The organism is Polaromonas sp. P1_F4, assembly GCF_056405675.1.
Window position 1 is genome coordinate 29413 of record NZ_JBFUBP010000015.1, and the last position, 22902, is coordinate 52314.

Below are 22902 nucleotides of genomic sequence, written 5' to 3' on the forward strand. Positions count from 1 at the left end.
GGCCGGGGGTTGCCCGGCATGCAAGTAACTTTCTTTTGGCGAAGCAAAAGAAAAGTGAGTAGCCGCCGGGCTACCCCCGGCCAGCAGATCTCAGCAAAGAGCGCAAAGGCCGGAGCAAGAACCGGCCGATAAAAGCCTACCCCGCCAACTGCTCGCGCATCACCTCATGCCGGTGCCGGTAAGTCCCCAGCACCTCTTTGAACTGCTCCCGCTGCGCACTGATGCCGGGCAGTTTTACCTTGGTTGTCTTGGCACCCAACAGGCCTTTTTCAGTCAAGGTAACCGTGAGGACATCGCCGCCAAAACCGTTTTCATAGCCAAGGTTCTGGATGTCATCCCACGAGAGTTCATCGGGCTTGCCAGGCAGCTGCAGGCCGCTGTATGTCACACCGACAGAGAGAGTGCCCTTGAGCTGAAACAGCACAGGAGGAAAGTAGCGCAGCACCAGCGCCTGCTCCATGTCATTGTCCGGCCCATAGCGGTAAGCGAGGGTACGTTCATGGTCAGCGGCAAAACCCTGCTCGTAGGCCGACCACAGTCGTTGCTCAATCTGCGGCGCGGTCTGTATGTCGTCAGCCCAGTTGCGCGATGGTGGATCAGTCACGATGGCGCCGAAGGCGTCGGGCTTGACCAGGTGACGCACGTTTTTCATGCGATCCAGCATGGCCGGATGCGAATCAAACGGATGAGGCACGCTGGCTGTTCCCATGGCCTTCACGAATTTGGTAGAGGCGGCGTAGGGTGCCAGGCCCGAGGCCACAAACTGCGCAATGCCGAGTTGCTGGCCGTGCTGCCGGTCGTGCTCGAACAGTTCACGCTCGATTTCCGACCGGTAGCTCGCGTAGGCGGTAATCTTGATCAGCGATTCCACAATGGCCTGCGGCGAAACCAGCTTCGCGGCGGCGCGGTCGGCCTTGAATTCGCGCTCGCGGCTGTCACGCATCAGCGCGAACTCAAAGATCACCCGGTACAGGTACATCAGGTGATAGACCGCCACCGTCAGGCCGCCGCCACGCATCAGGCCGAGGTAGTGGTCGTACTGCACAAGCTTGGGCCCAAGCCGGGCGCTGCTGGCGGCATCGCCACCGCGAAAATGCGCGAGCTCATGGCCCAGCACGGCATCGGCCTGGGCGCGATCCAGCAGCCGCAGCAGCGGAAGGCTGACAAACAGCGTGCGGCCGGTGAGCGCCTGGCCGGCCACGGTGAGCGGCGCTTCGGTGACAAAAAAATTGGTGTCGATGCCCGCCACGATCTGTTTGGGCGGTGCGGTCTTCAGGCGTGCGGCCAGGGCGCGGGTGTTGGCCCACAGGCCCGGCGCGTCGCCATCGCTGACCAGTTCCCCGTCAATGGTATTTCCCATGGCGGGGCGCCGCAGCAGTCCGGCAATGGCAAAGAACACCGCGACAGCCACCACAAAGCCGATCAGCGCGATCAGCTTGATGTAATACACGTGAAAGAAGAACGCCGTCACCCAAAAGGACAGCCAGACAAGCATGGTGCCCTGCACCAGCATTTGCGCCGCACTGGCCAGGCTCAGCAGGCGCCAGCCGGTCACAAAACTCAGATATTGGGCCTTGCGGTTCCAGAAAGCCACGGCGCCCAGCAGCAGTTCCACCAGCAAGATGGCCACACCGCCGGCAATCGTCCATTTGGCGATGAGATGCGCTGCGTAAAACTGCCAGACTTCGGAGAACGGCTCGCAGAACATGTCCCTGTCCTGCACGAGGTCGGCGTTGGCATCGGCACATATGCGGGAGACCGGGTTGTCACGGTAAAACTTCTTGGTTTGCGCCTTGCTTTCGGCGGACATGCTCGAGTCCTGGTCGACCTGCCGCTCTATCGACTGGATGATGGTGCGGTCGAGTTGCTGCTGTGCATGCCTGGCGAACAGCAAGGTTGAACCCGGAACCAGAAACAGCGTCACCAGCGCGAGGGCCAGAACTTTCAGCAGGTCCTTCCTGATCCTGCTGCTGACCGTATTGCTGTCTTCTCCACTGCCTGCCATGCTCCGCTCCCTGTTTTTTTAGTCATTAACCGCTTTGCTCGAGTGGCTAATATACCGGCCCTTCTCACCCGCGAAGCCGGGAGGCTGTCGGGCGCCTGACGGTCACACCGGCCAGACCACGCCCTTGTCGTTCAGGATGGCATCGAGCGGAATGTCGTGCGGCTCGGGCTCCATGTCGGGCAGCCAGCCCTGGGTATAGCCCAGGCCCACTGTGAAGGGCCGTGGCTGCAGCGTGGCCAGCGTGCGGTCGTAAAAGCCCCCGCCATAGCCCAGCCGATAGCCCCCGGGCCCGTAACCTACGCAGGGCACGAACAGCAGGGTGGGAATAATCACCTCTGTATCTTTTGGTTTCGGAATGCCGTAGGCGTCTTCTTCCATGGGGCAGCCCGGGTACCAGGCATGGAAAGTCAATGTCTTGTGCAGCTTGTTGACCACCGGCAGACCGATCTTGCGCGGCGATCGCGCTGCTATGCTTTCAGTAGCTAGTTGCGCACGTTCCACTTGGTCCAGCGCCGGATTTGATGACGAGTCCTGGCTCAAAATGGCATCTTCCTGCCAGCGGTACAGCGCAGGCAGCGGATCGAACTCGCCCTTGATGGGCCAATACGCGCCAATCACCTCGTGCGTGGAACCTACCAGCCAGATGCGCATCACACGCTGCAGCAGGTCAGCCCGCACCAGGCGGTCAGGCATGTTCAGTCGCGCTTCCACCAGCGCCTTGCGTATGCTTAATTTGTCCATAATGTCCCGATGCTATACAAATTTCTTAACGGCCCGGTACGTTCGGCCGCCCTGCCCGCCATTTTTTCCGCGATTGCCTCCCTGACGCTGCTCGTTCCTGCAACCGCCCAAACCACCCTTCCCGCAAGCGCCAGCGCAGCTGACAACGTGATTGTGGAGATGAACAAGGCTTTCAAACGCGGTGACAAGGGCCGGCTGGCACAACTGCTGCCCCAGGCCCGGGGCCACGCGCTTGAGCCCTGGGCCGCCTACTGGGAGCTCAAAGCCCGCCTGGGCGAAGCCAGTGCACAGGAAGTGCAGGATTTTTTCGGCCGCTACGCCGGCACCTACCAGGAAGACCGCCTGCGCAACGACTGGCTGTTGCTGCTGGGCCAGCGCCGCGACTGGGCCGGCTTTGCCGCTGAATACCCCAACTACCGGATGAACGACGACAAGGAAGTGCGTTGCTACGCGCTGCTGGTCGAACACCTCAAAAATCCGGTGGCTGATGCGCGCCTGGCTGACGAAGTGAAGAAGAACTGGTTTGCGCAGCGCGAAGCTGACGACGGCTGCAACTCGGCCGCCGAGCGGCTGGTCGGCACCAAAAACCTCACACCGCAGGACGCGTGGATCAAGGCCCGCCTGGCCACTGAAGCCAACCGGCCCCGGGCAGCGACAGGCGCCGTGCAGATCGTTGCCCCCGATGCCGTTGGCATGGTCAATGAACTGAACGCCAGCCCCATCAGGTTCCTGGCGGGCAAACACCTCGCGCTCAGCAAGGCGCGGCGCGAAATCGTCACGCTGGCGCTGATCAAGATGGCGATCAGCGACACGGACGGAGCGGCATCCCAAATGGAAAACAAATGGGGCATGCAGCTGAATACCGAAGAGCGCAACTGGGTCTGGGGTGTAATCGGCAGGCAGGCCGCCACCCGCCTGGGCACCACGCCTGCAGGCGACGCACTGCAATACTTTGCCAAGGTCACCAAGGACACCGACCTTACCGACGACATGCTGGGCTGGAAAGTCCGGGCCGCATTGCGCGCGGGCACACAGCCCAACTGGACGCTGGTGCTGGCAGCGGTCAACGCCATGAGCGACGACGCGCGCAAGGACCCCACCTGGAGCTACTGGAAAGCGCGTGCGCTGCTGGCAACCGCGCCGCCCGACGTGGCGCCCAAAGGCCCGATCGTCGTCGCGACCACACCCGGCGTGACGCAAACCATCAGCACCGGCATCACCATTGCGCCGCAGCGGGCCGAGGCCCTGGCCTTGCTGCAGTCCTTTGCGTCGACCCGTGGTTTTTACGAGCAGCTCGCGCTGGAAGAGCTGGGCCAGAAGATCACAGTGCCGGCCAGGCCCGCGCCGCTGACGGCCGAGGAAAAAGAAGCCGCACGGTTGAACCCGGGCCTGAACCGCGCCATATATGCCATCACGATCGACCTGCGCTCGGAAGGTAACCGCGAATGGAACTACAGCACCAACCTGCATAAGCGCGGCGGCATGAACGACCGTGAGCTGCTGGCGGCCGCCCAGCTCGCCTGCGACCGTCAGATCTGGGACCGCTGCATCAACACCAGCGAACGCACCAAGGGTGAGATCGACTTCGAGCAACGCTTCCCGATGCCGTTTCGCGAAGCAGTGGCCAAACGCAGCCAGTCCATCGGCCTGGACCCGGCCTATGTGTATGGCCTGATCCGCCAGGAAAGCCGTTTCATCATGGATGCCCGTTCCGGACCGGGCGCCTCTGGCCTGATGCAGGTCATGCCGGCCACGGCGCGCTGGACGGCCAAAAAAATCGGTCTGGAAGGTTTCACGCAAGAGCAGCTCAACGATCGCGACACCAACATCGCGATCGGCACGGCCTACCTCAAGTTCGCACTGGATGACTTCAACGGCTCCATGCCCATGGCCGCGGCCGCCTACAACGCCGGGCCCGGCCGTCCGCGCACCTGGCGCAACGGCCCGGTGCTGGACGCGGCGATCTGGGCCGAAAGCATTCCTTTCAGCGAGACGCGCGACTACGTGAAAAAAGTGCTGTCCAACACCACCAACTACGCGGCCATCCTGACGGGGCGGCCGCAGTCGCTGAAAGCAAGGTTGAGCACTGTGGGGCCGCGCGATGCGGCGCAGCCCGAGCCTTACAAGGACTTACCTTAGGCCTCAGGCAGGATAGACCGCGCCGAGAACGCGAAGGCCGCGCGCGCCCGTCACGCTGGGCAGATTGCCCGGTCGACCCAGCACCAGCTGCCGCGCCAGCCACGCAAACGCCGCCGCTTCTACCTGCAACGGCGGCAGGCCGTGCTGGTCGGAAGTGCTGACGTGCAGCGAGGGCAGGCCGGCCTGCAGGCGCGCCAGCAGGTGGTTGTTGAAAGCGCCGCCGCCGCAGACGATCAGCGACTCGCTGCCTTTGCCGTAACCATCGACGCCCAAGATGCAGGCCCTGGCGGTGAACTCGGTCAGGGTGTTCTGGATGTCCTCAGGCCGCTCGCCGGCAAAGGGCTGGAGCTTGCTTGCCAGCCAGTCCAGACTGAACAGGTCGCGGCCCGTGCTCTTGGGAATCGACTGCGAAAAATAGGGCTCGGCCAGCAGGCTGTCCAGCAATGCGGGCAGCGGCTTGCCGCTGCCCGCCCAGGCGCCGCCGGCGTCATAGGGCTGGCCGGTATGCTGCCGGCACCAGGCATCCATCAGCGCATTGCCCGGCCCGCAGTCAAATCCCAGCACCGGCGAGGCCGCCGCTTTCGGCAGCACACTGAGGTTGGAAATACCGCCCAGGTTGAGCACGCACACTGCGGTGTCTTCACGGCCGAAGACACCCTGGTGAAAAGCCGGCACCAGCGGCGCGCCTTGTCCGCCCGCGGCCACGTCGCGACTGCGGAAATCGGCCGCGACGGTGATGCCCGTGAGCTCTGCCAGCAGGGCCGGGTTGTTGAGCTGCAGCGTATAGCCCGCGCCGGCAGGCTCGTTTGACGTTCTTTGCGGCTGGTGCCGCACGGTCTGGCCGTGCGCGCCTATGGCTTTGATGTCTAGCGGCGAGATATCCTGGGTTGCCGCCTGGGTCAGCAGCGCGGCGACGACCTTGGCATAGACCGCAGCGACCTGGTTGCCGGCGAGGGCGGCGCGGTGCAGTTCGTTGTGGGTGGGTGTATTGAGCGCCAGAAGTTCGGCGTGAAAGGCATCGCTGAATGGCTCGGTCGCGGCGGCGAGCACGCGCGGCTTGTCGCCCTCAAACGCCACCAGGACGCCGTCGGCGCCGTCAAGCGAGGTGCCTGACATCAGGCCAATGTAGAGATCAAGCATTCTGACTATTCTGCCGCAGTAAGTTCCCTACCAGCAGGGGCCGCGGAACCGGCTTTGCCGGGCCGCAGGCGCAGCGGCCCCCCTCGGGGGGCAGGAAGCTACACGAAGTGAGCGACCGTGGGGGCCATTTATTCAGCCCGGGTTTGGGTGATCGTCGCAGCCGCGAGCAACTGCGTCTTCACGCCGGCTGCACGCTCCCTGAACAGCGGCATGGAGGCCGCAGCGACGGGGATGGTCTCGCTTTGCTTGGCGATCATCATCGGGTCCTGGTGCACGCCGTTGACACGGAACTCGAAATGCAGGTGTGGGCCGGTGGCCCAGCCGGTGGAGCCGACGAGACCGATGGTCTGGCCCTGGCTGACGTTCTGGCCGCGCTGCACCATGATTTTGCTCAGGTGGGCATAAACAGTTTCATGACCGTTGCGGTGGCGAACGAACACCACGTTGCCGTAACCGTTTTGGACACCCGAAAACTCCACCACGCCATCGCCGACGGTACGTGCAGGTGTTCCCGTAGCCGCTGCGAAGTCGGTGCCCAGGTGGGCGCGCCATTTTTGCAGGATGGGGTGAAAACGCATCGAAAAGCCGCTGCTGATGCGCGAGAACTCGACGGGCGAGCTCAGGTAGGCGCGGCGCAGGCTCTGGCCGTCGAGCGTGTAGTAGCCGCCCCTGTGGGCAGCGCCCGTGGCGTCCACGCCCGGAGGCTGGAACCACATGGCCTGGTAGGCCTTGCCGGCGTTGACAAACTCGGCCGACAGCACGCGGCCGGTGCGCAGCGGCTCGCCGTCGGCTTCCAGGCTTTCATAGACCACGTTGAAACGGTCGCCCTTGCGCAGTGCGCGGCGGAAATCGATATCACTGGAGAAAATTTCGGCGATCTGCACCGCCACGCCATCGGGGATGCGGGCGTCGTCGGTAGCGGCGAACAGCGAGGTCTGGATGCTGCCGCTGGACAAGCGCGCAGTAGCCACATACGGGGCGGTTTCAATGCGCGAGCTGAAGCCGGCAGCGCCGCGCTCGACCACCAGGCGCTTGAACATCGTTTCGTCGTCAGTGGGCCAGCGCATGCTGAGCTTGAGCAGTTGCTGGCTGTCGCTGGCTTCAGCGGTTACGTTCTTTCCGGCCCGGCCCGACAGCAGCAGGCGCGCATTGGCGTCGCTGCGCAAAAAGGCGGCAGCGGCGCTGTCGTCGATGTTCAGGCGCTTGAGCAGGGTGTCGGCGGTATCGCTGCTGCGGGTGCTTTCGGTGCGGAACAGCTTGAAACGGAAATCGGTGAGGGAATCGGTCTGTATCTGCGTGGGCAAAGGCTCGACCGCTTCGAGTATCTGGCGGACCGGCAGGTTGGCCGCATCGGGTGCCAGGGGCGCAACGCCGAATGCGGTGACGCCTGTGCCCAGCAGCAGCGCTGCAAGGCTGGCGGTGACCCGTTTGGGATGGCGACGGAGGCTGTCGGCGATGGGCAGCAGTATCTGGGAGGGAGATGGCAGTGGCAAAGCAGTATTCCCAACAAAAGTGCATCGGGTGCTGCGCGAGCACCGGACTGCTGTATAAAAGGTGGAGAGCTTTGGCGGCCAGCCCTGGATGCAGGGGTGGGGCCGGAGCCATCCGGTTATGAGTTTCCTGATCAGCAAATTGCAGGCCAACTAAAATGGCTCCGCCGCTGCAGGAGAGCCGCCAGTATATCTGTCGGACAATTCCCCGACATGTGAAAAACCCTTATGAATCAAGAGCTTGTTACAAAATTCCCCGTCACCGACCGCGTCAGGGAGGCCTTGGCTGTGTCCCTGCGCGGCTGCGATGAGCTGATCCCGGAAAACGATTGGATACAAAAACTGGCCAAATCGGAGGCCACGGGCGTCCCGCTGCGCATCAAACTGGGGCTGGACCCCACGGCGCCTGACATTCATGTCGGACATACCGTGGTACTGAACAAAATGCGTCAGCTCCAGGATCTGGGCCATACAGTCATTTTTCTTATAGGCGACTTCACCAGCCTGATCGGCGACCCGTCCGGGCGCAACACCACACGGCCCCCGCTCACGCCCGAGCAGATCAAGGTCAATGCCGAAACTTACCGGGCGCAGGCCGACAAGATCCTGGACCCCGCCAAAACCGAGCTTCGCTACAACAGCGAGTGGAGCGAACCGCTGGGCGCCACCGGCATGATCAAGCTGGCTTCGCACTACACCGTGGCCCGCATGATGGAGCGCAACGACTTCAACGACCGTTTCAAGGCCGGCACGCCCATCAGCGTGCACGAGTTTCTGTACCCACTGATGCAGGGCTACGACTCGGTCGCGCTCAGGAGTGACCTCGAGCTCGGCGGCACCGACCAGAAATTCAACCTGCTGATGGGCCGGCACCTGCAGCAGGAATACGGCCAGGAGCCGCAGTGCATTTTGACCATGCCGCTGCTCGAAGGCCTGGACGGCATCGAGAAGATGTCCAAGAGCAAGAACAACTACATCGGCATCAGCGAAGACGCCAACACCATGTTCGCCAAGGTGCTGTCGATCTCCGACGTGCTGATGTGGAAGTGGTACACGCTGCTGTCGTTCAAGAGTGAAGCCGACATCGCGGCGTTGAAGGCCGAAGTGGATAGCGGGCGCAACCCCAAGGACGCCAAGGTGGCGCTGGCCAAGGAAATCACCGCGCGCTTTCACTCGGCCGCTGCGGCCGATGCCGCCGAGCAGGACTTCATCAACCGCAGCAAGGGCGGCGTGCCCGACGAGATTCCCGAGGTGTCGCTGTCAGGCGCACCGATGGGCATTGGTGCGCTGCTCAAGGCGGCCGGCCTCGCGCCCTCGGGCAGCGAAGCCACGCGCCTTATTGAGGGCGGCGGCGTGCGGATTGACTCCAGCGTGGTGAGCGACAAGGCGCTCAAGCTGGACACCGGAACGTATGTGGTGCAGGTGGGCAAACGCAAGTTTGCCAGGGTCACGCTGGCCTGAACTGCGGCACGGGGCGCTTTCCGCAGACCCGCGGACGGCGACCGAGCGCTACAGTTTTAATAGCTGCTTGCGCTCGTTCCTATTGGGCTGCAGGGTAATTTCACTTGAATTCTGGCGATTTCCCTAGCGAACCTCGATGGCCACGCGCCGATTGCGCGGTTCTTCCACTTCGTCAGCGGTAGGCACCGCCAGGTCGCGCTCGCCCCGGCCCGCCGCTTCGATGCGCTCCGCCGGAAACTGGCGGTCGATCAATATCTGGCGCACCTGCTGCGCCCGCTGGGCCGACAGCACGTCGTTGCTGGCGCCGGCGCCCACGGTGTCGGTATGGCCGGTGATCACGATGTCGCCGCCGCTTCGGGCCAGCGCATCGGCGAGCACGTCTTCCATGATTTTCTGCGACTCGGCCGTCAGCACCGTGCCGCCCGCATCAAAGTACACGGTGTAGCGCTTGCCCCTGGGCGGCGCCATGTCGAACAACGCGGCGTTATCGGCGCGCACCTTGGCCGGATCGGCCTGGTCCACCTTGGGGACACCGGTCGCACCCAGCGCTGCCGTGGCACGCTGGAAAGGCGCGGACAGCACGGCTTCGCCGCCGCTGCCTTCGCGGGCGCGCACCACCACGGCGGACGGCGTTCCGTCTTCCTGCGGCAGCAGCACAACACGGGTGCCGGTGGAACAAGCCGCCAGCAGCGTGCTCAGGAGAATGGCGGAGAGAAGGGGGAAATGGATTCTCATGGCTGTGGGTCCGCCTGGACGATGAAGTCGGTGCCGCGAATGCCGATGAAAGCGGTCTTGGTCTCGATGCGCACGGTCTCGGGGTGGGCTTTGCCCACCAGGCCGCTCATCATGCGCAGCGAACCCTGCAGCAGGGAAAGCAGCAGGCCGCCCTCTTGGGTGGTGGCATCAAAGCTGAAACCCTTGATGTCCAGTTGCGAAGCCGGGCCCACCACCACCGTGGTGCCGTCGCGCAGTACCAGGCTGGCGGCGGAGTCGGCGCCGGTGACGATGCGGCCGGCGGGCAATACAGGGTCTCCGGCCTTTGCCGGCCGCGCTGCGCCGCCGGCCTCCAGCAGCTTGACATCACCGCGCAGGGTTTTCAGAAAGCCGGCCTGCCCGGGGGCGAGTGGAGGTGGGGGCAAGGGTACAGAAGCGGTTGGGGCCGATGCCTCGGCTGGCGCGGCTGCCGGCGTAGCCGGAACGACCGCGGCAGGTTCCGGCTGGGTTTGTGCGGTGGCCTGCACGGCTGCAAGCATCAGTCCGGCCAAGGTTGTCAGATAGCGATGTTTCATGAAGACCTCTTTGGGCCGATTATCCATTACCTTTGGTTACGATTCGCCGGGCAAGTCTTGCCACCCCGCCACCCTTCTCCGGTTTGTTACCCGGCATGCCCCCATACCTCACAATGCACAGATGAATTTTCCCGCCTGGCAGTCCCTGACGCCGCAACGGCTGCTGCGCGCTTCCGTCGCAGTGGCCGCAGTCACCATCGTCCTCAAGACGGCGGCCTGGTACATCACGGATTCGGTCGGCCTGCTGTCTGATGCCATGGAGTCTTTCGTCAACCTGGCCAGCGCCCTCTTTGGCCTGGCCATGGTCACGATCGCACAGCGCCCGGCCGACGACGACCACCCTTATGGCCACCACAAGGCCGAGTATTTTTCGTCCGGCTTCGAGGGCGCACTGATCGTCGGTGCGGCTGTGGCCATCATCTGGGCTGCCGCGCACCGCGTGCTGGACCCGCGGCCGCTGCAGCAGCTGGGCTGGGGTCTGGCCTTGTCCATCGGTAGCTCGGCGCTCAACGGCCTGCTGGCCTGGGTGATGTTCCGCGCGGCCCGGCAGCATCGGTCCATCGCGCTTGAGGCCGACGCCCGGCACCTGGTGACCGACGTCTGGACCTCCGTTGGTGTGGTGGTCGGCATAGGTGCTGTCATGTTGAACGGCTGGCTGTGGCTGGACGCCGTGGTGGCGATCGGCGTGGCCCTGAATATCTTGTGGGAGGGAGGCCGGCTGGTCTGGCGCTCGTCGCAAGGCCTGATGGACGAGGCGGTAGAGCCCGAGGTGCTGGCCGAGATCCAGAAAACGCTCGCTGGCTTCAGCCACCCCACCATCCGCTTTGACCACCTGAGCACGCGCCGCGCCGGCCAGCGGCGCTTTGTCGATATGCACATGCACATGCCGGCCAGCTGGTCGCTGGGCCGCGCAGCGGCCGTGCGCACCAGCGTTGAACAGGCGCTGATGAGCGCCGTGCCCGGCCTGCGCGCCAGCATCCAGCTGCTGCCCAGCGACGTGGAAGCCCATTTCGACGATGAGGCCGACCTGATCTGACGGCCTGCCGCCCTCTTCCGGCCACCGATAATTTCCCCGAACTTCCGACCTTCTACCCATGAGTCCAGGAGCCCTGATGAAACGAACCCCTCTTGCGCTTGCCGCCCGCGTCCTTGCCTGCGCACTGCTCAGCGCCGCCGCGCAGGCGGCGGAGCTCCAGGTGCTGAGCGCCGGTGCCATCGAGCCCGGCCTCAAGGCGGCCGCGGCCGCTTTTGAAAAGCAGACCGGCCACACCGCCAAAATCACCTTCAACACCGCACCCGAACTGAAAAAGCGCATGGACAGCAATCCGGCGTTTGACGTGGTGATTGCACCGCCCGCCGTCATCGGCGAATTTGCCGCGGCCAGCAAGCTGGCGGAAACACGCGCCAACGTCGGCCGTGTCGGCATGGGCGTGGCTGTGCGCGAAGGCGCGCCCGTGCCTGACATCGCCAATGCCGAGGCACTCAAACGCTCGGTGCTGGCCGCCGACTCGCTGGTGTTCAACCGCGCATCCACCGGCTTGTACCTGGAAGGCCTTCTCAAGAAGATGGATGTGTATGTGCAGGTGGAAGGCAGAACCACACGTTACCCCGACGGCGCCTCGGTGATGGAGCACGTGCTCAAGGGCAAGGGGCGCGAGATCGGCTTCGGTGCGATGACCGAGATTCTTCTGTACAAGGACAAGGGCCTGAAGTTCGTCGGCCCGGTGCCGGCCGAGGTGCAGAACTACACGTCGTACACCGCCGCGCCGCTGGCTTCCGGCAAACAGCAGGACGTGGCCCAGCAGTTCGTCAGTTTCCTGGCCGGCCCGGTCGGCAAGCCGCTGTTTGTGGCTGCCGGCGTGACCGACTGATGAAGGCGGTGCTGCAGCGCGTGGCCGAAGCCCGCGTGGTGATTGCCGGCGAAACCGTCGGCCAGATTGGCGGCGGGCTGCTGGTGCTGGTGTGTGCCGAGCGCGGCGACGCTGAAGCGCAGGCCGACAAGCTGCTGGCCAAGATATTGAAGCTGCGCATCTTCTCGGACGAAGCCGGAAAAATGAACCTCAGCGTGCAGGACGTCAAAGGCGGCCTGCTCATCGTGAGCCAGTTCACACTGGCGGCCGACGCCTCGGGCGGCAACCGGCCCAGCTTCACCGGTGCGGCCCCGCCTGACGAAGGGCGCCGGCTGTACGACTACTTTGTGGCCCAGGCCCGCAGCCTGCACCCGCAAGTCGAAACCGGGCAATTCGCAGCCGACATGCAGGTGCACCTGGTCAATGACGGGCCGGTGACCATTCCCCTGCAGGTTGCGCCGGGCACGTGAACCCGCTATCAATTCAATAGCTCTTTGCGCCCGTCCTTATTGGGCTTCAGCCAAAAAACCCTTGAATCTCAGCGGTAAGGGTTTTGGATGCCCAGGCCGGCCAGGATCTCGATTTCACGCGCTTCCATGGCTTCGGCATCGGCTTCGCCGCTCTCGTGGTCCCAGCCCTGCGCGTGCAGCGTGCCGTGTACCAGCAGATGGGCGTAGTGGGCCTGCAAGGTCTTCTTGTTCTCTTTCGCCTCTTTGGCCACCACCGGCGCGCACAGCACCAGGTCGGCCGTGACCACCGGCTCCTGGGTGTAGTCGAAGGTCAGCACGTTGGTGGCGTAGTCGCGCTGGCGGTAGTCCCGGTTCAGCGCCTGGCCTTCTTCGGCGTCGACGATGCGCACGGTGATCTCGCCGTCATGCGCGAGCGCGTGGCGGATCCAGCGGCCCACACTGTGGCGCGGCAGGGCGGCGCGGTGGCGGGCGGCGTCTTTCAGGTCGCCGAACTGCAAGGACAGGCTCAGGTTTTTAAGAGCCATTTCGGCTCCTGGCGCTTGTGCGACGTGCGGGAGCAGCTATCGAATCTGTAGCAATTTCTGCTGCGATGCCGGGTCGTGTCTTGTCATACGCATCCACAATGCGCGCAACCAACGGGTGGCGTACCACGTCGGCACTCGTCAGGCGTGTGATCGCAATGCCTTTCACGCGCTTGAGCACGCGCTCCGCGTCCACCAGGCCGCTCAGCTGCGTGCGCGGCAAATCGACCTGGCTGATGTCGCCTGTCACCACGGCCTTGCTGCCAAAGCCGATACGCGTCAAAAACATCTTCATCTGCTCGGGCGTGGTGTTTTGCGCTTCGTCGAGGATGACAAACGCGTGGTTCAGTGTGCGGCCGCGCATGAAAGCCAGCGGTGCGATTTCGATCTGCTGGCGCTCAAAGGCCTTTTGCACGCGCTCAAAGCCCATCAGCTCATGCAGCGCGTCGTACAGCGGACGCAGGTAAGGGTCCACCTTCTGGCTCAAGTCGCCCGGCAGGAAACCCAGGCGCTCGCCGGCTTCGACCGCCGGGCGGGTCAGCACGATGCGCTGCACCGTGCTGCGCTCCAGCGCATCCACCGCGCACGCCACGGCGAGGTAGGTCTTGCCGGTGCCGGCCGGGCCGATACCGAAAGTGATGTCGTGGGTGGCGATGTTTTCCAGGTAGGTGCCCTGGTTGGTGGTGCGGGCACGCAGGTCGGCGCGGCGGGTCGACAGCGCCATGGCGCCGTCGGGTGCGATGCTGAGCGCGGTGTCGCCGGCCAGCATCAGCTGCACGGTTTCGGGCTCTATGGGGCGCTGGGCGATTTCGTACAGGGCCTGCAGCACCTCCAGCGCCTGGTTGGCCTTCACCTTGGTGCCGTCGATCTTGAACTGCTCGAAGCGGTGGGCAATCGTGACGTCCAGCGCCACCTCGATGGTGCGGATGTGGCTGTCCATGGGTCCGCACAGATGGCCCATACGGGTGTTGTTCGGCGGCGTGAAGGTGTGACGAAGAATCAAGGCAGTGTGTTTCCTGAAAAACCGGGTAGAAGCGAAAAAACACAATTGTCCGCCCAAACGCACGCCTGCGTCTGACTGATAAGATTTGCCCATGATCGGAAGACTCTCAGGCCAGCTGGCCGAAAAAAATCCCCCGGAAATCCTGGTGGACTGCAACGGCGTCGGCTATGAAGTGCTGGTACCCATGAGCACCTTCTATAACCTGCCCGGCCTGGGCGAAAAAGTCAGCCTGCTGACGCACTTTGTGGTGCGCGAAGACGCGCAGATCCTCTACGGTTTCGGCAGCGCCACCGAACGTGCCGCCTTCCGCCAGCTCATCAAGATTTCCGGCGTAGGCCCACGCACCGCGCTCAGCGTGCTCAGCGGCATGAGCGTTGAAGAGCTGTCACAAGCCGTCACCCAGCAAGAAGCCGGCCGCATCATCAAGGTGCCCGGCATCGGCAAAAAGACTGCCGAGCGCCTGCTGCTTGAACTCAAGGGAAAACTGGGCGCCGACATCGGTATTCAGGTCAGCGTCGCCAACGATGCCCAGTCCGATATCCTGCAGGCTCTGGTGGCGCTGGGCTACAGTGACCGCGATGCTGCGCTGGCACTGAAGGCATTACCCAAGGATATTGGCGTGAGCGACGGCATCAAGCTGGCGTTGAAGGCGCTGGCTAAGTAGACCTTCCAGCATGACCATACAAACAGACGACTTTTCCCCCGGCGACTTCCCGCCCGCCAAACGCGTCATGTCGGCAGCCCCGGCCTCGCCGGGCGAGGAGGCGATCGAGCGCGCGTTGCGCCCCAAGCTATTTGACGAGTACGTCGGCCAGACCAAGGTGCGCGACCAGCTTGAGATCTTCATCGGCGCGGCCAAAAAACGCAGCGAGGCGCTGGACCACGTGCTGCTCTTTGGCCCGCCCGGTCTGGGCAAGACCACGCTGTCCCACATCATTGCGCACGAACTCGGTGTGAACCTGCGGCAGACCTCCGGCCCGGTGCTGGAAAAGCCCAAGGACCTGGCGGCGCTGCTGACCAACCTTGAAAAGAACGACGTCCTCTTCATCGACGAAATCCACCGCCTGAGCCCGGTGGTCGAAGAAATCCTCTACCCGGCGCTGGAGGACTACCAGATCGACATCATGATCGGCGAAGGCCCGGCGGCACGCAGCATCAAGCTCGACCTGCAGCCCTTCACGCTGGTGGGTGCCACCACGCGCGCCGGCATGCTGACCAACCCGCTGCGCGACCGCTTCGGCATCGTCGCGAGGCTGGAGTTTTATACGCCCGACGAACTCGCACGCATCGTGCGGCGCAGCGCCAAGTTGCTCAATGCGCCCATGGATGAAGAAGGCGGTTTTGAAATTGCCCGGCGCTCTCGCGGCACGCCGCGCATCGCCAACCGCCTGCTGCGCCGCGTGCGCGACTACGCCGACGTGAAAGGTACCGGCCACATCTCACTGGACATCGCCAACAAGGCACTCGCCATGCTCGACGTGGACCCGCAGGGCTTTGACGTGATGGACAGAAAGCTGCTGGAGGCTGTCATTCACCGCTTCGACGGCGGCCCGGTGGGCCTGGACAACATCGCCGCCAGCATCGGCGAGGAGCGCGACACGATCGAAGACGTGATCGAACCCTATTTGATCCAGCAGGGCTATCTGCAGCGCACACCGCGCGGACGCATCGCCACGCTGGCCGCCTACCGCCACCTGGGCGTGGCGCCGCCGCAGCAGGGACAGGACTTTTTCGGCGCGCAACACCTTTGAAAAACAGGCCCGCTCACCGGGGTGGCAAGGGCAGGAGGGGGAATAGTGGAATTTCCGGATACTGTTCCGTCGGCAGAGCTGAATGGCGATTCGGCTGCCGGCGCGACTCACGATGATTATGTGCGTGAGTTTTCCCCATCGTGGCGCAGCACGACGGGTACCTTGACGATCCTCTTTTTGTTCCTCGCGGCCATTCCGGCCTTGATGCTCGTGTTTGTCCCGCTCACCGGCTTTCCGGGGTGGCGGGTGTTCTCCCTGGGTGGCCTGCTGTGGCTTGCCTGGCTTCTCGGGCGGCAGTTGGTCAGTGGGCGTCCAGCGCTTCGCGTGGGTCCGGAAGGCATCAGCGCCGCCGTATTGAAAAACAGGTGCGTCGCGTGGTCCGAGGTTTCCGACATCGAGTCGCAGACTGTGCAGGGCAACACGTCGATCATCGTGTCGCTCGCGCCGCACGTGAACGAAAAATGGTGGTGGGGCAGCCGTAAAAAACGCCTCGGTATTCCATTGAGCAGCATCAGGACCAAAGACCACACCCAGGCGATAGCGGCTGCGACGCAGGCCTTCGCAGCGTACGGCGGGCGCGGCTTCATGCAGGCCATGGCACAACGAACTGCAGAACTCAAGGCGGCCGAGGATTTTGAGGCCCGGCTCAAACAGCTCACGCCCGTGACGTGGGCGCTTTACCTGGTGGTGTGCCTCAACGTTGCCGTCTGGCTGGCCAATCTGGGTTCCGGATTGAGCGCATTGAAGCCCTTGCCCTCGGAGCTTCTGGCCTGGGGTGCCAATTCGGCGGCCTCGGTAGTGGAAGACCGGCAATACTGGCGCCTACTGACGGCCGCTTTTCTGCATGGCGGCTTTTTGCACCTCGCGCTGAACATGCTGGGCCTGTGGGAAGCCGGCAGGCAGCTCAACCGGCTTCATGGCAATTTCCAGTTCCTGCTGATTTATCTGGCCAGCGCACTTACCGGTAGCGCGCTCAGCCTGCACTTTTCCGCTCAGCAATCGGTTTCAGTGGGCGCTTCCGGCGCGGTGTTCGGTGTCCTGGGGGCCTTGCTGGTCGCGATGCACCAGCATCGCGGGCAGATACCCGGCCTCACCACCAAGAAGGTGATGACCAGCCAGGGGGTTTTTCTGGCCTATGCCCTTGTCCAGGGTTTCAGCCAGCAGGGCATCGACAACGCCGCTCACGTGGGTGGTCTTATTGCGGGATGTGTACTGGCCTGGCTGCTGACGGAAAAGATCGCCGATGCGGCCACGCCGGCGCGGCGACTTTCAACGGCGGCCATCGGTGCGCTGGTGTCGTCCATGGCGCTGGCCGCGCTGGTAGTCACAACGCCCACCCCTGCCGTGCACCATCGGCAGCTGTTTGAATTCCAGGCCGGATTGACCCGCATTTTGCCCGCAATGCAAGCCGCGGAAAAAGCCTTTCAGGCCGATGTCAAAGCTTTTCGGGAAGGCAAGTTGCCGGAGCCTGAATTTGTCCAGGCGATAGAAACACGGCACCTGCCGGGTTATCAGGCCGTCCAGCGCGCCCTGGCCCCGCTGGACATTCCTGCCAATGACAAAGTCGGCGCCGGCATGCGCGACGTCAAGCGCGCCAACAACCTGATGGTGGAACTGATGCAAATCCAGCTGGCCACTGCACGTGCCGTGCAGGGCGATGTCACCGCCGCAGCCGGCCAGGCCCGCGTGCGGGTGATCAGCGCGGAGCTCAAGGCCATTGATTCGCGGATTTCCGAGCGCGTGAGTGCCGCCAAACCCAAATCCAAATCCAACCCCTGAGAAAAATAGCCATGTCTTGCCGTTCCCTGATTTCGCTAGGTCTGATGCTTTGTTGGGCAATGGCTGTCGGGGGCTGCGCGGTCCCGGCATCGGGACCGCGCATGCCCAATCCGGCCGTGCCTCTCGCTTCCACGTCCAGCCTGCCGGAATTCCCCGAACTGTTCCGGCAGATGGGAAAACTCTACGCTGATCATCCGCAGGCGCCGCAGATGCAGGACGGCGACGGTATGGGGCAAAAAATTTCCATCGCACGCGTGCGCAAGCCCGGTGCGCTGGACGCGTTGCAGACTTACCGCGCGCAGGGAGTCCATGGCCGGGTTGTAGTGATCTCGCTGCTGGATGCTGAAGGCCGGTTGCTCGATGCGCGTGTGCTGTCGTCCACGCATGCCGAGCTCAATGAGGCGGTGCTGCAGTCGGCACGCGAGGCGGAGTACCGGGGCGGGCGCATCAATGGTGCGCCGTCACCGATGTACGCTGTTTACGGCGTGAACTTCTAGGCGCGCTGTTTTACGCGCAGGGGAGTCAGGTCAATGCGCCGCGCGCGTCGACCTGGTATATGCGCTGCACCGTACCGTGGCGCAGGCCACCGGCCACGCCGATCATGGCGTCGTGCAAATTCACGGTAGGGTCGCAGTGGCCGGGAATCAGCCACAGCATGCTGCCCAGGCCGGGCAGGCGCTTGCTGTCGCCGGCGGGCCGCAAAATGCCATGCTCATCACCGCCGTTGAAATAGGCCAGCTCGCTTTCGCTGTCAAAGGCATGCACCAGCGGCAGGCCGGAATCAATGGCGTGGCTTTTATGGCCGGCGTCGCACACCGCATGGCTGCCGTGCGTGCTGACAACCTGCGTTTTGACGAACAGCGCATGTTCGAACTGCGGCTGCGACGGGTCCCGTTCGTTTTGGGCGTAGTCGGCGTCCATGAACATGAAGGAGCCGGCCTGCAGTTCGCCGTAGACGCCGCTGGCGGCCTCCAGCATCAGGCTGCCGGTGCCGGCCCCCGTGACCAGGTCTACCGTGATGCCCTGGGCTTCGATCAGTTTGCGCGTCAGGAGCACGGCCTCCACCGCCCTGGCGATGGCGTCGCGCCTTTCCTGGGCGCTGCGCATGTGCTGGGCCTTGCCGTGGTAGGCCTGCAAGCCGGCAAAACGCAGCGCGGGGTGTTTGCGGATTTCCAGTACCAGCGTGACGGCGGCGGCGCCGGGCTCGACACCGCAGCGGCCCTGGCCAACGTCAATTTCCACAAACACGTCGATCACGGTGGCGCCCGTGCTCTTTTTGTTGATGCGGGCCTCCGTCATGGCCTGCGCCAGGCGGATGACGCCTTCGGTGCTGTCCACCGCAATGGCAAGGTGCCCACCCTGGGCCGCGACTTTTTGCGTGAGCGCCGCCACACGGGCCAACTTGCCCGGGGCGATCACTTCATTGCTGATGTAGACGTTGTACACACCGCCGGCCACCATGATTTCGGCTTCGGACGTTTTTTGCACGCACACGCCAATGGCGCCGGCCCGCATCTGCGCCTTGGCCAGCGCGACGCTTTTGTGCAGCTTGGCATGGGGACGCCAACGAACGTTGTGCTTCTTGGCAAATTCGGCCATGCGCGCGAGGTTGCGCTTCATCGCATCCAGGTCGATGACCAGGGCGGGGGTATCGATGTCGTTGACCGGTTTGCCGATCAGTTCGGCCAGATGGGATGGCAGGGTGCTCATGGATACGTAGAAGTTTATCTGTGCCTATTGTGCGCCGACACCGGAACCGGCCTCGCCGCCGGCAAATCCGTCATCCAGCGCAATGCCGTCCAGGTGCTGGGTGTCGGCCCAGCCTACCAGCGAAAAACCCTGGGGCGTCCAGAGCAAGCGGTTGATGGCCGTGTTGCCCAGCGCCCAGGTGCGTGGGGCCTGGATGTCCAGCCGCGTGGCGGCGCGGTACAGCACGTCCATCACCCCGCCGTGGCCCACCATGGCGATCAGTTCGCCCGGGTGCGCGGCCGCCAGACGCTCGGCGGTGGCCACCACCCGGCTGCGCAAATCCAGCAGCGACTCGCCGCCGGCAGGCGCAAACTCCGGATCCCGCTTGCGCCATCGCATCGACTGCTCGGGCAGCAGGGCCTCGATCTCCGAAAAGGTTTTCCCTTCAAAGTCGCCGAAGCCGCGCTCCCGCAGGCCTTCCTCACGCGTCACCTCGATGCCCAGTGCACGGCCCAGGTACTCCGCGGTTTCCCAGGCGCGTGTCAGATCGCTGGCGTAGATGGCGGTGATGGGTTCCTCGGCCAGCGCGAGCGCCATGCGCTCAGCCTGCCGGCGTCCAATGTCATTGAGGGGAATGTCCAGGTGGCCCTGGATTCGGGTATCCACATTCCAGGTGGTCTCACCATGCCGTATGGCAATAACGCGCGTTGATTCCATTCTTATCGTGGGATCTCGACGTTAATCCGTCTTGTCCCCGGCGGGGGTTGCGGAAAGCCCCGTAAGGCCGAGTCCAGCATGGCGGGCAGCACGGCCGGCGTGTCCGACCAGACGCCGTCGTGCAAGGCCCGCGTTTCATAGGCGACCTGGTTGGTGCGAAGGTCGCGCATCACGATGCTCAGCTCGCGCTTGAAATAGGTCGGCTCCGAGATTCCGCCGCCGATTGGGAACGACAGGCCGACCCCGACGCCGCGGCTGCCGCCGCCCATGAACACACCGCTTCCAAACCCAAAACCGCCGTAGGGACTGTAGCCATAGGGGCCGCGGTCGATGATCTGGGTGTTGGCCACAATCTGCACGCTGTAGCGTGCGGCGGGCGGATTGAGCTCCATTCCCACCTTGGCCAGGGCGCTGCGCGCCATGCCCTCGAGGGCTTCCTGCGGCGAACCCGGGGCCTGCTGGGAGGGCAGGCGCTCAAAGCGGTAAGGTGTGCCCGGCGCCGGCGGCGCGCCGTTCCAGTTGTAGAAGGCAGTGACATCACTGTCGACCAGGCGCACGGTGGAACAACCCGCCATGACAAAAGCCATGGCAGCCATGAAGAAAATCGCGAACGCACGTTTCATGAGACCTCCAAAGCAATGAGTTGTTGAAAAACGAAGAACGCCGAAAAAACCAGTCAACCGGAATGAACACCGATCACGGACAGGCCCGGAGGCACCGGCTCCCGGAACTCCTCAGCGTCAAAAGCCTTGTCGCCTTCCGGGTCGGCAATGCCCGTTGTCTTGATGCCCTTGAAATCATGGCGCTTGTTGTCCATCAGATGCGACGGCACGATGTTTTGCAGTGACGCGAACATGTTTTCCAGCCGTCCGGGGAATTTTTTCTCCCATTCGCGCAGCATGTTGCCAACCTGCTTGCGTTGCAGGTTTTCCTGGCTGCCGCACAGTGTGCACGGGATGATGGGAAATTCGCGCACCTGCGCCCAGCGCGTCAGGTCTTTCTCGGTCACGTAGGCCATGGGGCGGATGACGACGTTCTTGCCGTCGTCGCTCACCAGCTTGGGCGGCATGCCCTTGAGCTTGGCCGCGAAGAACATGTTGAGGAAGAATGTCTGCAGCATGTCGTCGCGGTGGTGGCCCAGCGCGACCTTGGTGCAGCCGAGTTCGCCCGCCACGCGGTACAAAATGCCCCGGCGCAGGCGTGAGCACAGCGAGCACAGTGTTTTGCCTTCGGGGATCACGCGCTTGACGATGCTGTAAGTGTCCTGGTTTTCGATATGAAAGGGCACACCCAGCTTGCCGAGGTAGTCCGGCAGGATGTGCTCCGGGAAACCGGGCTGTTTCTGGTCAAGGTTGACGGCCACCAACTCGAAGTTGATGGGCGCGCGCTTTTGCAGCTTGAGCAGGATGTCGAGCATGGCGTAGCTGTCTTTGCCGCCCGAAACGCACACCATGACCTTGTCGCCTTCTTCAATCATGTTGAAGTCGACGATGGCGCGGCCCACTTCGCGGCACAGGCGTTTTTCAAGCTTGTGGTCTTCGCGTTCAATTTTCATGCTGTTTTGCACACGTGCAGAACTCTCCTGCTGCTCGTGTTCCGCGACAGCATCTTCCCAAACAGCACTCATATCATTCACTCCCATATCGTTCACCACTGTCCCGTCTCGATGCGAATGGCTACTTCGCAGTCGTCAAAAATTTCAAGTTTGGCGATCTTCACCCGCACGCCCAGCACGCCGGGCAACTTCATCAGCCGGTGTGCCAGCTTGCCGATCAGGCTTTCCAGCAGGTTGACGTGTTCCGAGGTGCATTCGGTGATGATGATCTGCCGCACCTTGCGGTAGTCCAGCACATGGTGGATGTCATCGTCATGGGGCAGCAGCGGCTGCGCGCCCAGGTTCAGTTCGGCATCGACCTGGATCGGTTGCGGCGCGGTTTTTTCGTGATCCAGAATGCCCAGGTTGGCGTCAAAGCGCAAACCGGTGAGGTTCAGGATCTGGGTGCCCCGGGAATTGAACATGGTGCCAGTCTGTAGTGGGTCGGTTGTGGTGATGTGTAAGCCGTTGCCGATGGCTTACATCAGCGAAAAATCGCGCTCGAACTTCATCAGGTGCTGGCCGCCATCCACCAGCAGCGTGGTGCCGGTGATGGAGCTGTTCTCCAGTGCAAACTTCACCGTGGCCGCCACGTCGGCGGGGGTGGACGACCGGCCCAGCGGCGACAGTTTGTGACGGGTCTCGAATTGTTCGTCGGTGAGCAGGTGGCTGGTCAGCGTCAGCCCCGGCGCAACGCCGACCACACGAACCTGTGGCGCCAGCGCCAGCGCCAGCATGGTGCCGGCCGCTTCCAGCGCGGCCTTGGAAAGCGTGTAGCTGAAAAAGTCGGGGTTCTGGTTCCAGAGCTTCTGGTCCAGCAGGTTGACGACGGCCCCCCTGGCACCGCGCGAGGCCACATGCGCATGCAGGGCCTGGGCCAGCACGATGGCGGCGCCGGTGTTGCTGTGCAGATGCCGGTCCATGGCGGCGAAACCGAAGCTGGCGGCGCTGTCTTGCTCAAAGGTCGAGGCGTTGTTCACCACGGCATCGACCTGGCCCATGCGCTCCACCACGGCCGGCAACAGGCCGCGCACCGCCGTTTCGTCGTTTAAATCCGCATGAAAAGCGGCTGCAGCGCCCGACAGTTGTGCGCAAGCAGCTACTGTTTTCATAGCATCTTCTTCGGAGCTGCGGTAGTGCACCGCCACCTGCCAGCCGCCGGCCGCGAGCGCCAGCGCGATGTCACGGCCCAGCCGCCTGGCGGCGCCGGTCACGAGGACAACGGGTCGGGATGATGGCGGGGTTGGGGTCATGGGTGGTGAG

The 22902-nt window shown here is 63.6% G+C and carries 23 protein-coding genes; 9 read left to right on the forward strand and 14 right to left on the reverse strand.

The genetic code is table 11. From position 1 onward, the window contains the following. Positions 1–136: 136 nt before the first annotated feature. Both AC1DYQ_RS21535 and AC1DYQ_RS21540 read right to left on the reverse strand, forming a co-directional pair. On the reverse strand, positions 137–2005 hold the full coding sequence (locus AC1DYQ_RS21535; protein WP_477688511.1) for a M48 family metallopeptidase: 1869 nt from the start codon (positions 2003–2005) through the stop codon (positions 137–139). Positions 2006–2107: 102 nt separating this feature from the next. After that, positions 2108–2746: a 5-formyltetrahydrofolate cyclo-ligase gene (locus AC1DYQ_RS21540; RefSeq protein ID WP_477651343.1), complete on the reverse strand. Its 639-nt coding sequence runs from the start codon at positions 2744–2746 to the stop codon at positions 2108–2110. Between the two features lie 9 nt (positions 2747–2755). Here AC1DYQ_RS21540 and AC1DYQ_RS21545 point away from each other — a divergent pair, with 9 nt between their 5' ends. Next, positions 2756–4885 carry a lytic transglycosylase domain-containing protein gene (locus AC1DYQ_RS21545; protein WP_477688512.1) on the forward strand — a complete coding sequence of 710 codons (2130 nt, stop codon included), beginning with the start codon at positions 2756–2758 and terminating at the stop codon, positions 4883–4885. A gap of 3 nt (positions 4886–4888) precedes the next feature. On the opposite strand, the gene AC1DYQ_RS21550 is transcribed toward AC1DYQ_RS21545, so the two are convergent. Both AC1DYQ_RS21550 and AC1DYQ_RS21555 read right to left on the reverse strand, forming a co-directional pair. After that, positions 4889–6025: an anhydro-N-acetylmuramic acid kinase gene (locus AC1DYQ_RS21550; RefSeq protein ID WP_477688513.1), complete on the reverse strand. Its 1137-nt coding sequence runs from the start codon at positions 6023–6025 to the stop codon at positions 4889–4891. 128 nt (positions 6026–6153) lie between these two features. Next, positions 6154–7518: a peptidoglycan DD-metalloendopeptidase family protein gene (locus tag AC1DYQ_RS21555; protein WP_477688514.1), complete on the reverse strand. Its 1365-nt coding sequence runs from the start codon at positions 7516–7518 to the stop codon at positions 6154–6156. 225 nt (positions 7519–7743) lie between these two features. Between AC1DYQ_RS21555 and tyrS the strand changes: the two genes are divergently transcribed. After that, the gene (tyrS, locus tag AC1DYQ_RS21560; RefSeq protein WP_477688515.1) at positions 7744–8976 is read left to right on the forward strand and encodes a tyrosine--tRNA ligase; all 1233 of its coding nucleotides are present in this window, start codon (positions 7744–7746) and stop codon (positions 8974–8976) included. A gap of 123 nt (positions 8977–9099) precedes the next feature. Here tyrS and AC1DYQ_RS21565 read toward each other — a convergent pair whose 3' ends face one another. Further along, positions 9100–9711, reverse strand: a complete 612-nt coding sequence (locus tag AC1DYQ_RS21565; RefSeq protein WP_477688516.1) for an OmpA family protein — start codon at positions 9709–9711, stop codon at positions 9100–9102. Continuing rightward, positions 9708–10265 carry a FecR family protein gene (locus AC1DYQ_RS21570; protein WP_477688517.1) on the reverse strand — a complete coding sequence of 186 codons (558 nt, stop codon included), beginning with the start codon at positions 10263–10265 and terminating at the stop codon, positions 9708–9710. Before AC1DYQ_RS21570 ends, AC1DYQ_RS21565 begins: the two co-directional genes overlap by 4 nt. 121 nt (positions 10266–10386) lie before the next feature. Here AC1DYQ_RS21570 and AC1DYQ_RS21575 point away from each other — a divergent pair, with 121 nt between their 5' ends. The 3 genes from AC1DYQ_RS21575 to dtd all read left to right on the forward strand — a co-directional run bounded on the left by AC1DYQ_RS21575 (position 10387) and on the right by dtd (position 12585). Further along, on the forward strand, positions 10387–11301 hold the full coding sequence (locus AC1DYQ_RS21575; RefSeq protein WP_477688518.1) for a cation diffusion facilitator family transporter: 915 nt from the start codon (positions 10387–10389) through the stop codon (positions 11299–11301). A 76-nt stretch (positions 11302–11377) separates the two neighbouring features. Continuing rightward, the gene (locus tag AC1DYQ_RS21580) at positions 11378–12136 is read left to right on the forward strand and encodes a substrate-binding domain-containing protein (RefSeq protein ID WP_477688519.1); all 759 of its coding nucleotides are present in this window, start codon (positions 11378–11380) and stop codon (positions 12134–12136) included. Beyond that, positions 12136–12585 carry a D-aminoacyl-tRNA deacylase gene (gene dtd, locus AC1DYQ_RS21585; RefSeq protein WP_477688520.1) on the forward strand — a complete coding sequence of 150 codons (450 nt, stop codon included), beginning with the start codon at positions 12136–12138 and terminating at the stop codon, positions 12583–12585. The genes AC1DYQ_RS21580 and dtd overlap by 1 nt, the downstream gene beginning before the upstream one ends. A 68-nt stretch (positions 12586–12653) precedes the next feature. Here dtd and ybeY read toward each other — a convergent pair whose 3' ends face one another. After that, positions 12654–13109 carry an rRNA maturation RNase YbeY gene (gene ybeY / locus AC1DYQ_RS21590; RefSeq protein ID WP_477688521.1) on the reverse strand — a complete coding sequence of 152 codons (456 nt, stop codon included), beginning with the start codon at positions 13107–13109 and terminating at the stop codon, positions 12654–12656. Continuing rightward, the gene (locus AC1DYQ_RS21595; RefSeq protein ID WP_477670040.1) at positions 13099–14109 is read right to left on the reverse strand and encodes a PhoH family protein; all 1011 of its coding nucleotides are present in this window, start codon (positions 14107–14109) and stop codon (positions 13099–13101) included. Before AC1DYQ_RS21595 ends, ybeY begins: the two co-directional genes overlap by 11 nt. 91 nt (positions 14110–14200) lie before the next feature. Here AC1DYQ_RS21595 and ruvA point away from each other — a divergent pair, with 91 nt between their 5' ends. The 4 genes from ruvA to AC1DYQ_RS21615 all read left to right on the forward strand — a co-directional run bounded on the left by ruvA (position 14201) and on the right by AC1DYQ_RS21615 (position 18136). After that, on the forward strand, positions 14201–14773 hold the full coding sequence (gene ruvA / locus AC1DYQ_RS21600; RefSeq protein ID WP_477648181.1) for a Holliday junction branch migration protein RuvA: 573 nt from the start codon (positions 14201–14203) through the stop codon (positions 14771–14773). A 10-nt stretch (positions 14774–14783) separates the two neighbouring features. After that, a complete protein-coding gene (ruvB, locus tag AC1DYQ_RS21605) occupies positions 14784–15860 on the forward strand; it encodes a Holliday junction branch migration DNA helicase RuvB (RefSeq protein ID WP_477688522.1) in 1077 nt (358 codons plus the stop codon). Between the two features lie 45 nt (positions 15861–15905). Continuing rightward, positions 15906–17639 (forward strand): rhomboid family intramembrane serine protease, encoded by a 1734-nt coding sequence (locus AC1DYQ_RS21610; RefSeq protein WP_477688523.1) that lies wholly within the window; start codon positions 15906–15908, stop codon positions 17637–17639. A gap of 101 nt (positions 17640–17740) precedes the next feature. After that, the gene (locus AC1DYQ_RS21615) at positions 17741–18136 is read left to right on the forward strand and encodes an energy transducer TonB family protein (protein WP_477688524.1); all 396 of its coding nucleotides are present in this window, start codon (positions 17741–17743) and stop codon (positions 18134–18136) included. Between the two features lie 25 nt (positions 18137–18161). Here AC1DYQ_RS21615 and AC1DYQ_RS21620 read toward each other — a convergent pair whose 3' ends face one another. Genes AC1DYQ_RS21620 through AC1DYQ_RS21645 form a run of 6 tightly spaced genes read right to left on the reverse strand, consistent with a single transcriptional unit; the run spans position 18162 to position 22892 of the window. Continuing rightward, positions 18162–19349: a DSD1 family PLP-dependent enzyme gene (locus AC1DYQ_RS21620; RefSeq protein WP_477688525.1), complete on the reverse strand. Its 1188-nt coding sequence runs from the start codon at positions 19347–19349 to the stop codon at positions 18162–18164. 24 nt (positions 19350–19373) lie between these two features. Beyond that, positions 19374–20045: a histidine phosphatase family protein gene (locus AC1DYQ_RS21625; protein WP_477688526.1), complete on the reverse strand. Its 672-nt coding sequence runs from the start codon at positions 20043–20045 to the stop codon at positions 19374–19376. Positions 20046–20047: 2 nt separating this feature from the next. Beyond that, the gene (locus tag AC1DYQ_RS21630) at positions 20048–20668 is read right to left on the reverse strand and encodes a DUF4136 domain-containing protein (protein ID WP_477670046.1); all 621 of its coding nucleotides are present in this window, start codon (positions 20666–20668) and stop codon (positions 20048–20050) included. 53 nt (positions 20669–20721) lie between these two features. Further along, a complete protein-coding gene (gene ttcA / locus AC1DYQ_RS21635) occupies positions 20722–21672 on the reverse strand; it encodes a tRNA 2-thiocytidine(32) synthetase TtcA (protein ID WP_477688527.1) in 951 nt (316 codons plus the stop codon). 20 nt (positions 21673–21692) lie between these two features. Further along, complete coding sequence (locus AC1DYQ_RS21640; RefSeq protein ID WP_348046741.1) at positions 21693–22064, reverse strand: dihydroneopterin aldolase; 372 nt, start codon at positions 22062–22064, stop codon at positions 21693–21695. Positions 22065–22118: 54 nt separating this feature from the next. Next, positions 22119–22892, reverse strand: a complete 774-nt coding sequence (locus AC1DYQ_RS21645; protein ID WP_477688528.1) for an SDR family oxidoreductase — start codon at positions 22890–22892, stop codon at positions 22119–22121. Positions 22893–22902 lie beyond the last annotated feature (10 nt).

Coding starts and splice junctions, on each gene's coding strand:
- AC1DYQ_RS21535 (WP_477688511.1), bottom strand. CDS start 2,005: ATGGCAGGCAGTGGAGAAGACAGCAATACGGTCAGCAGCAGGATCAGG.
- AC1DYQ_RS21540 (WP_477651343.1), bottom strand. CDS start 2,746: ATGGACAAATTAAGCATACGCAAGGCGCTGGTGGAAGCGCGACTGAAC.
- AC1DYQ_RS21545 (WP_477688512.1), top strand. CDS start 2,756: ATGCTATACAAATTTCTTAACGGCCCGGTACGTTCGGCCGCCCTGCCC.
- AC1DYQ_RS21550 (WP_477688513.1), bottom strand. CDS start 6,025: ATGCTTGATCTCTACATTGGCCTGATGTCAGGCACCTCGCTTGACGGC.
- tyrS (WP_477688515.1), top strand. CDS start 7,744: ATGAATCAAGAGCTTGTTACAAAATTCCCCGTCACCGACCGCGTCAGG.
- AC1DYQ_RS21565 (WP_477688516.1), bottom strand. CDS start 9,711: ATGAGAATCCATTTCCCCCTTCTCTCCGCCATTCTCCTGAGCACGCTG.
- AC1DYQ_RS21570 (WP_477688517.1), bottom strand. CDS start 10,265: ATGAAACATCGCTATCTGACAACCTTGGCCGGACTGATGCTTGCAGCC.
- AC1DYQ_RS21575 (WP_477688518.1), top strand. CDS start 10,387: ATGAATTTTCCCGCCTGGCAGTCCCTGACGCCGCAACGGCTGCTGCGC.
- AC1DYQ_RS21580 (WP_477688519.1), top strand. CDS start 11,378: ATGAAACGAACCCCTCTTGCGCTTGCCGCCCGCGTCCTTGCCTGCGCA.
- dtd (WP_477688520.1), top strand. CDS start 12,136: ATGAAGGCGGTGCTGCAGCGCGTGGCCGAAGCCCGCGTGGTGATTGCC.
- ybeY (WP_477688521.1), bottom strand. CDS start 13,109: ATGGCTCTTAAAAACCTGAGCCTGTCCTTGCAGTTCGGCGACCTGAAA.
- ruvA (WP_477648181.1), top strand. CDS start 14,201: ATGATCGGAAGACTCTCAGGCCAGCTGGCCGAAAAAAATCCCCCGGAA.
- ruvB (WP_477688522.1), top strand. CDS start 14,784: ATGACCATACAAACAGACGACTTTTCCCCCGGCGACTTCCCGCCCGCC.
- AC1DYQ_RS21615 (WP_477688524.1), top strand. CDS start 17,741: ATGCCCAATCCGGCCGTGCCTCTCGCTTCCACGTCCAGCCTGCCGGAA.
- AC1DYQ_RS21620 (WP_477688525.1), bottom strand. CDS start 19,349: ATGAGCACCCTGCCATCCCATCTGGCCGAACTGATCGGCAAACCGGTC.
- AC1DYQ_RS21625 (WP_477688526.1), bottom strand. CDS start 20,045: ATGGAATCAACGCGCGTTATTGCCATACGGCATGGTGAGACCACCTGG.
- AC1DYQ_RS21630 (WP_477670046.1), bottom strand. CDS start 20,668: ATGAAACGTGCGTTCGCGATTTTCTTCATGGCTGCCATGGCTTTTGTC.
- ttcA (WP_477688527.1), bottom strand. CDS start 21,672: ATGAGTGCTGTTTGGGAAGATGCTGTCGCGGAACACGAGCAGCAGGAG.
- AC1DYQ_RS21640 (WP_348046741.1), bottom strand. CDS start 22,064: ATGTTCAATTCCCGGGGCACCCAGATCCTGAACCTCACCGGTTTGCGC.
- AC1DYQ_RS21645 (WP_477688528.1), bottom strand. CDS start 22,892: ATGACCCCAACCCCGCCATCATCCCGACCCGTTGTCCTCGTGACCGGC.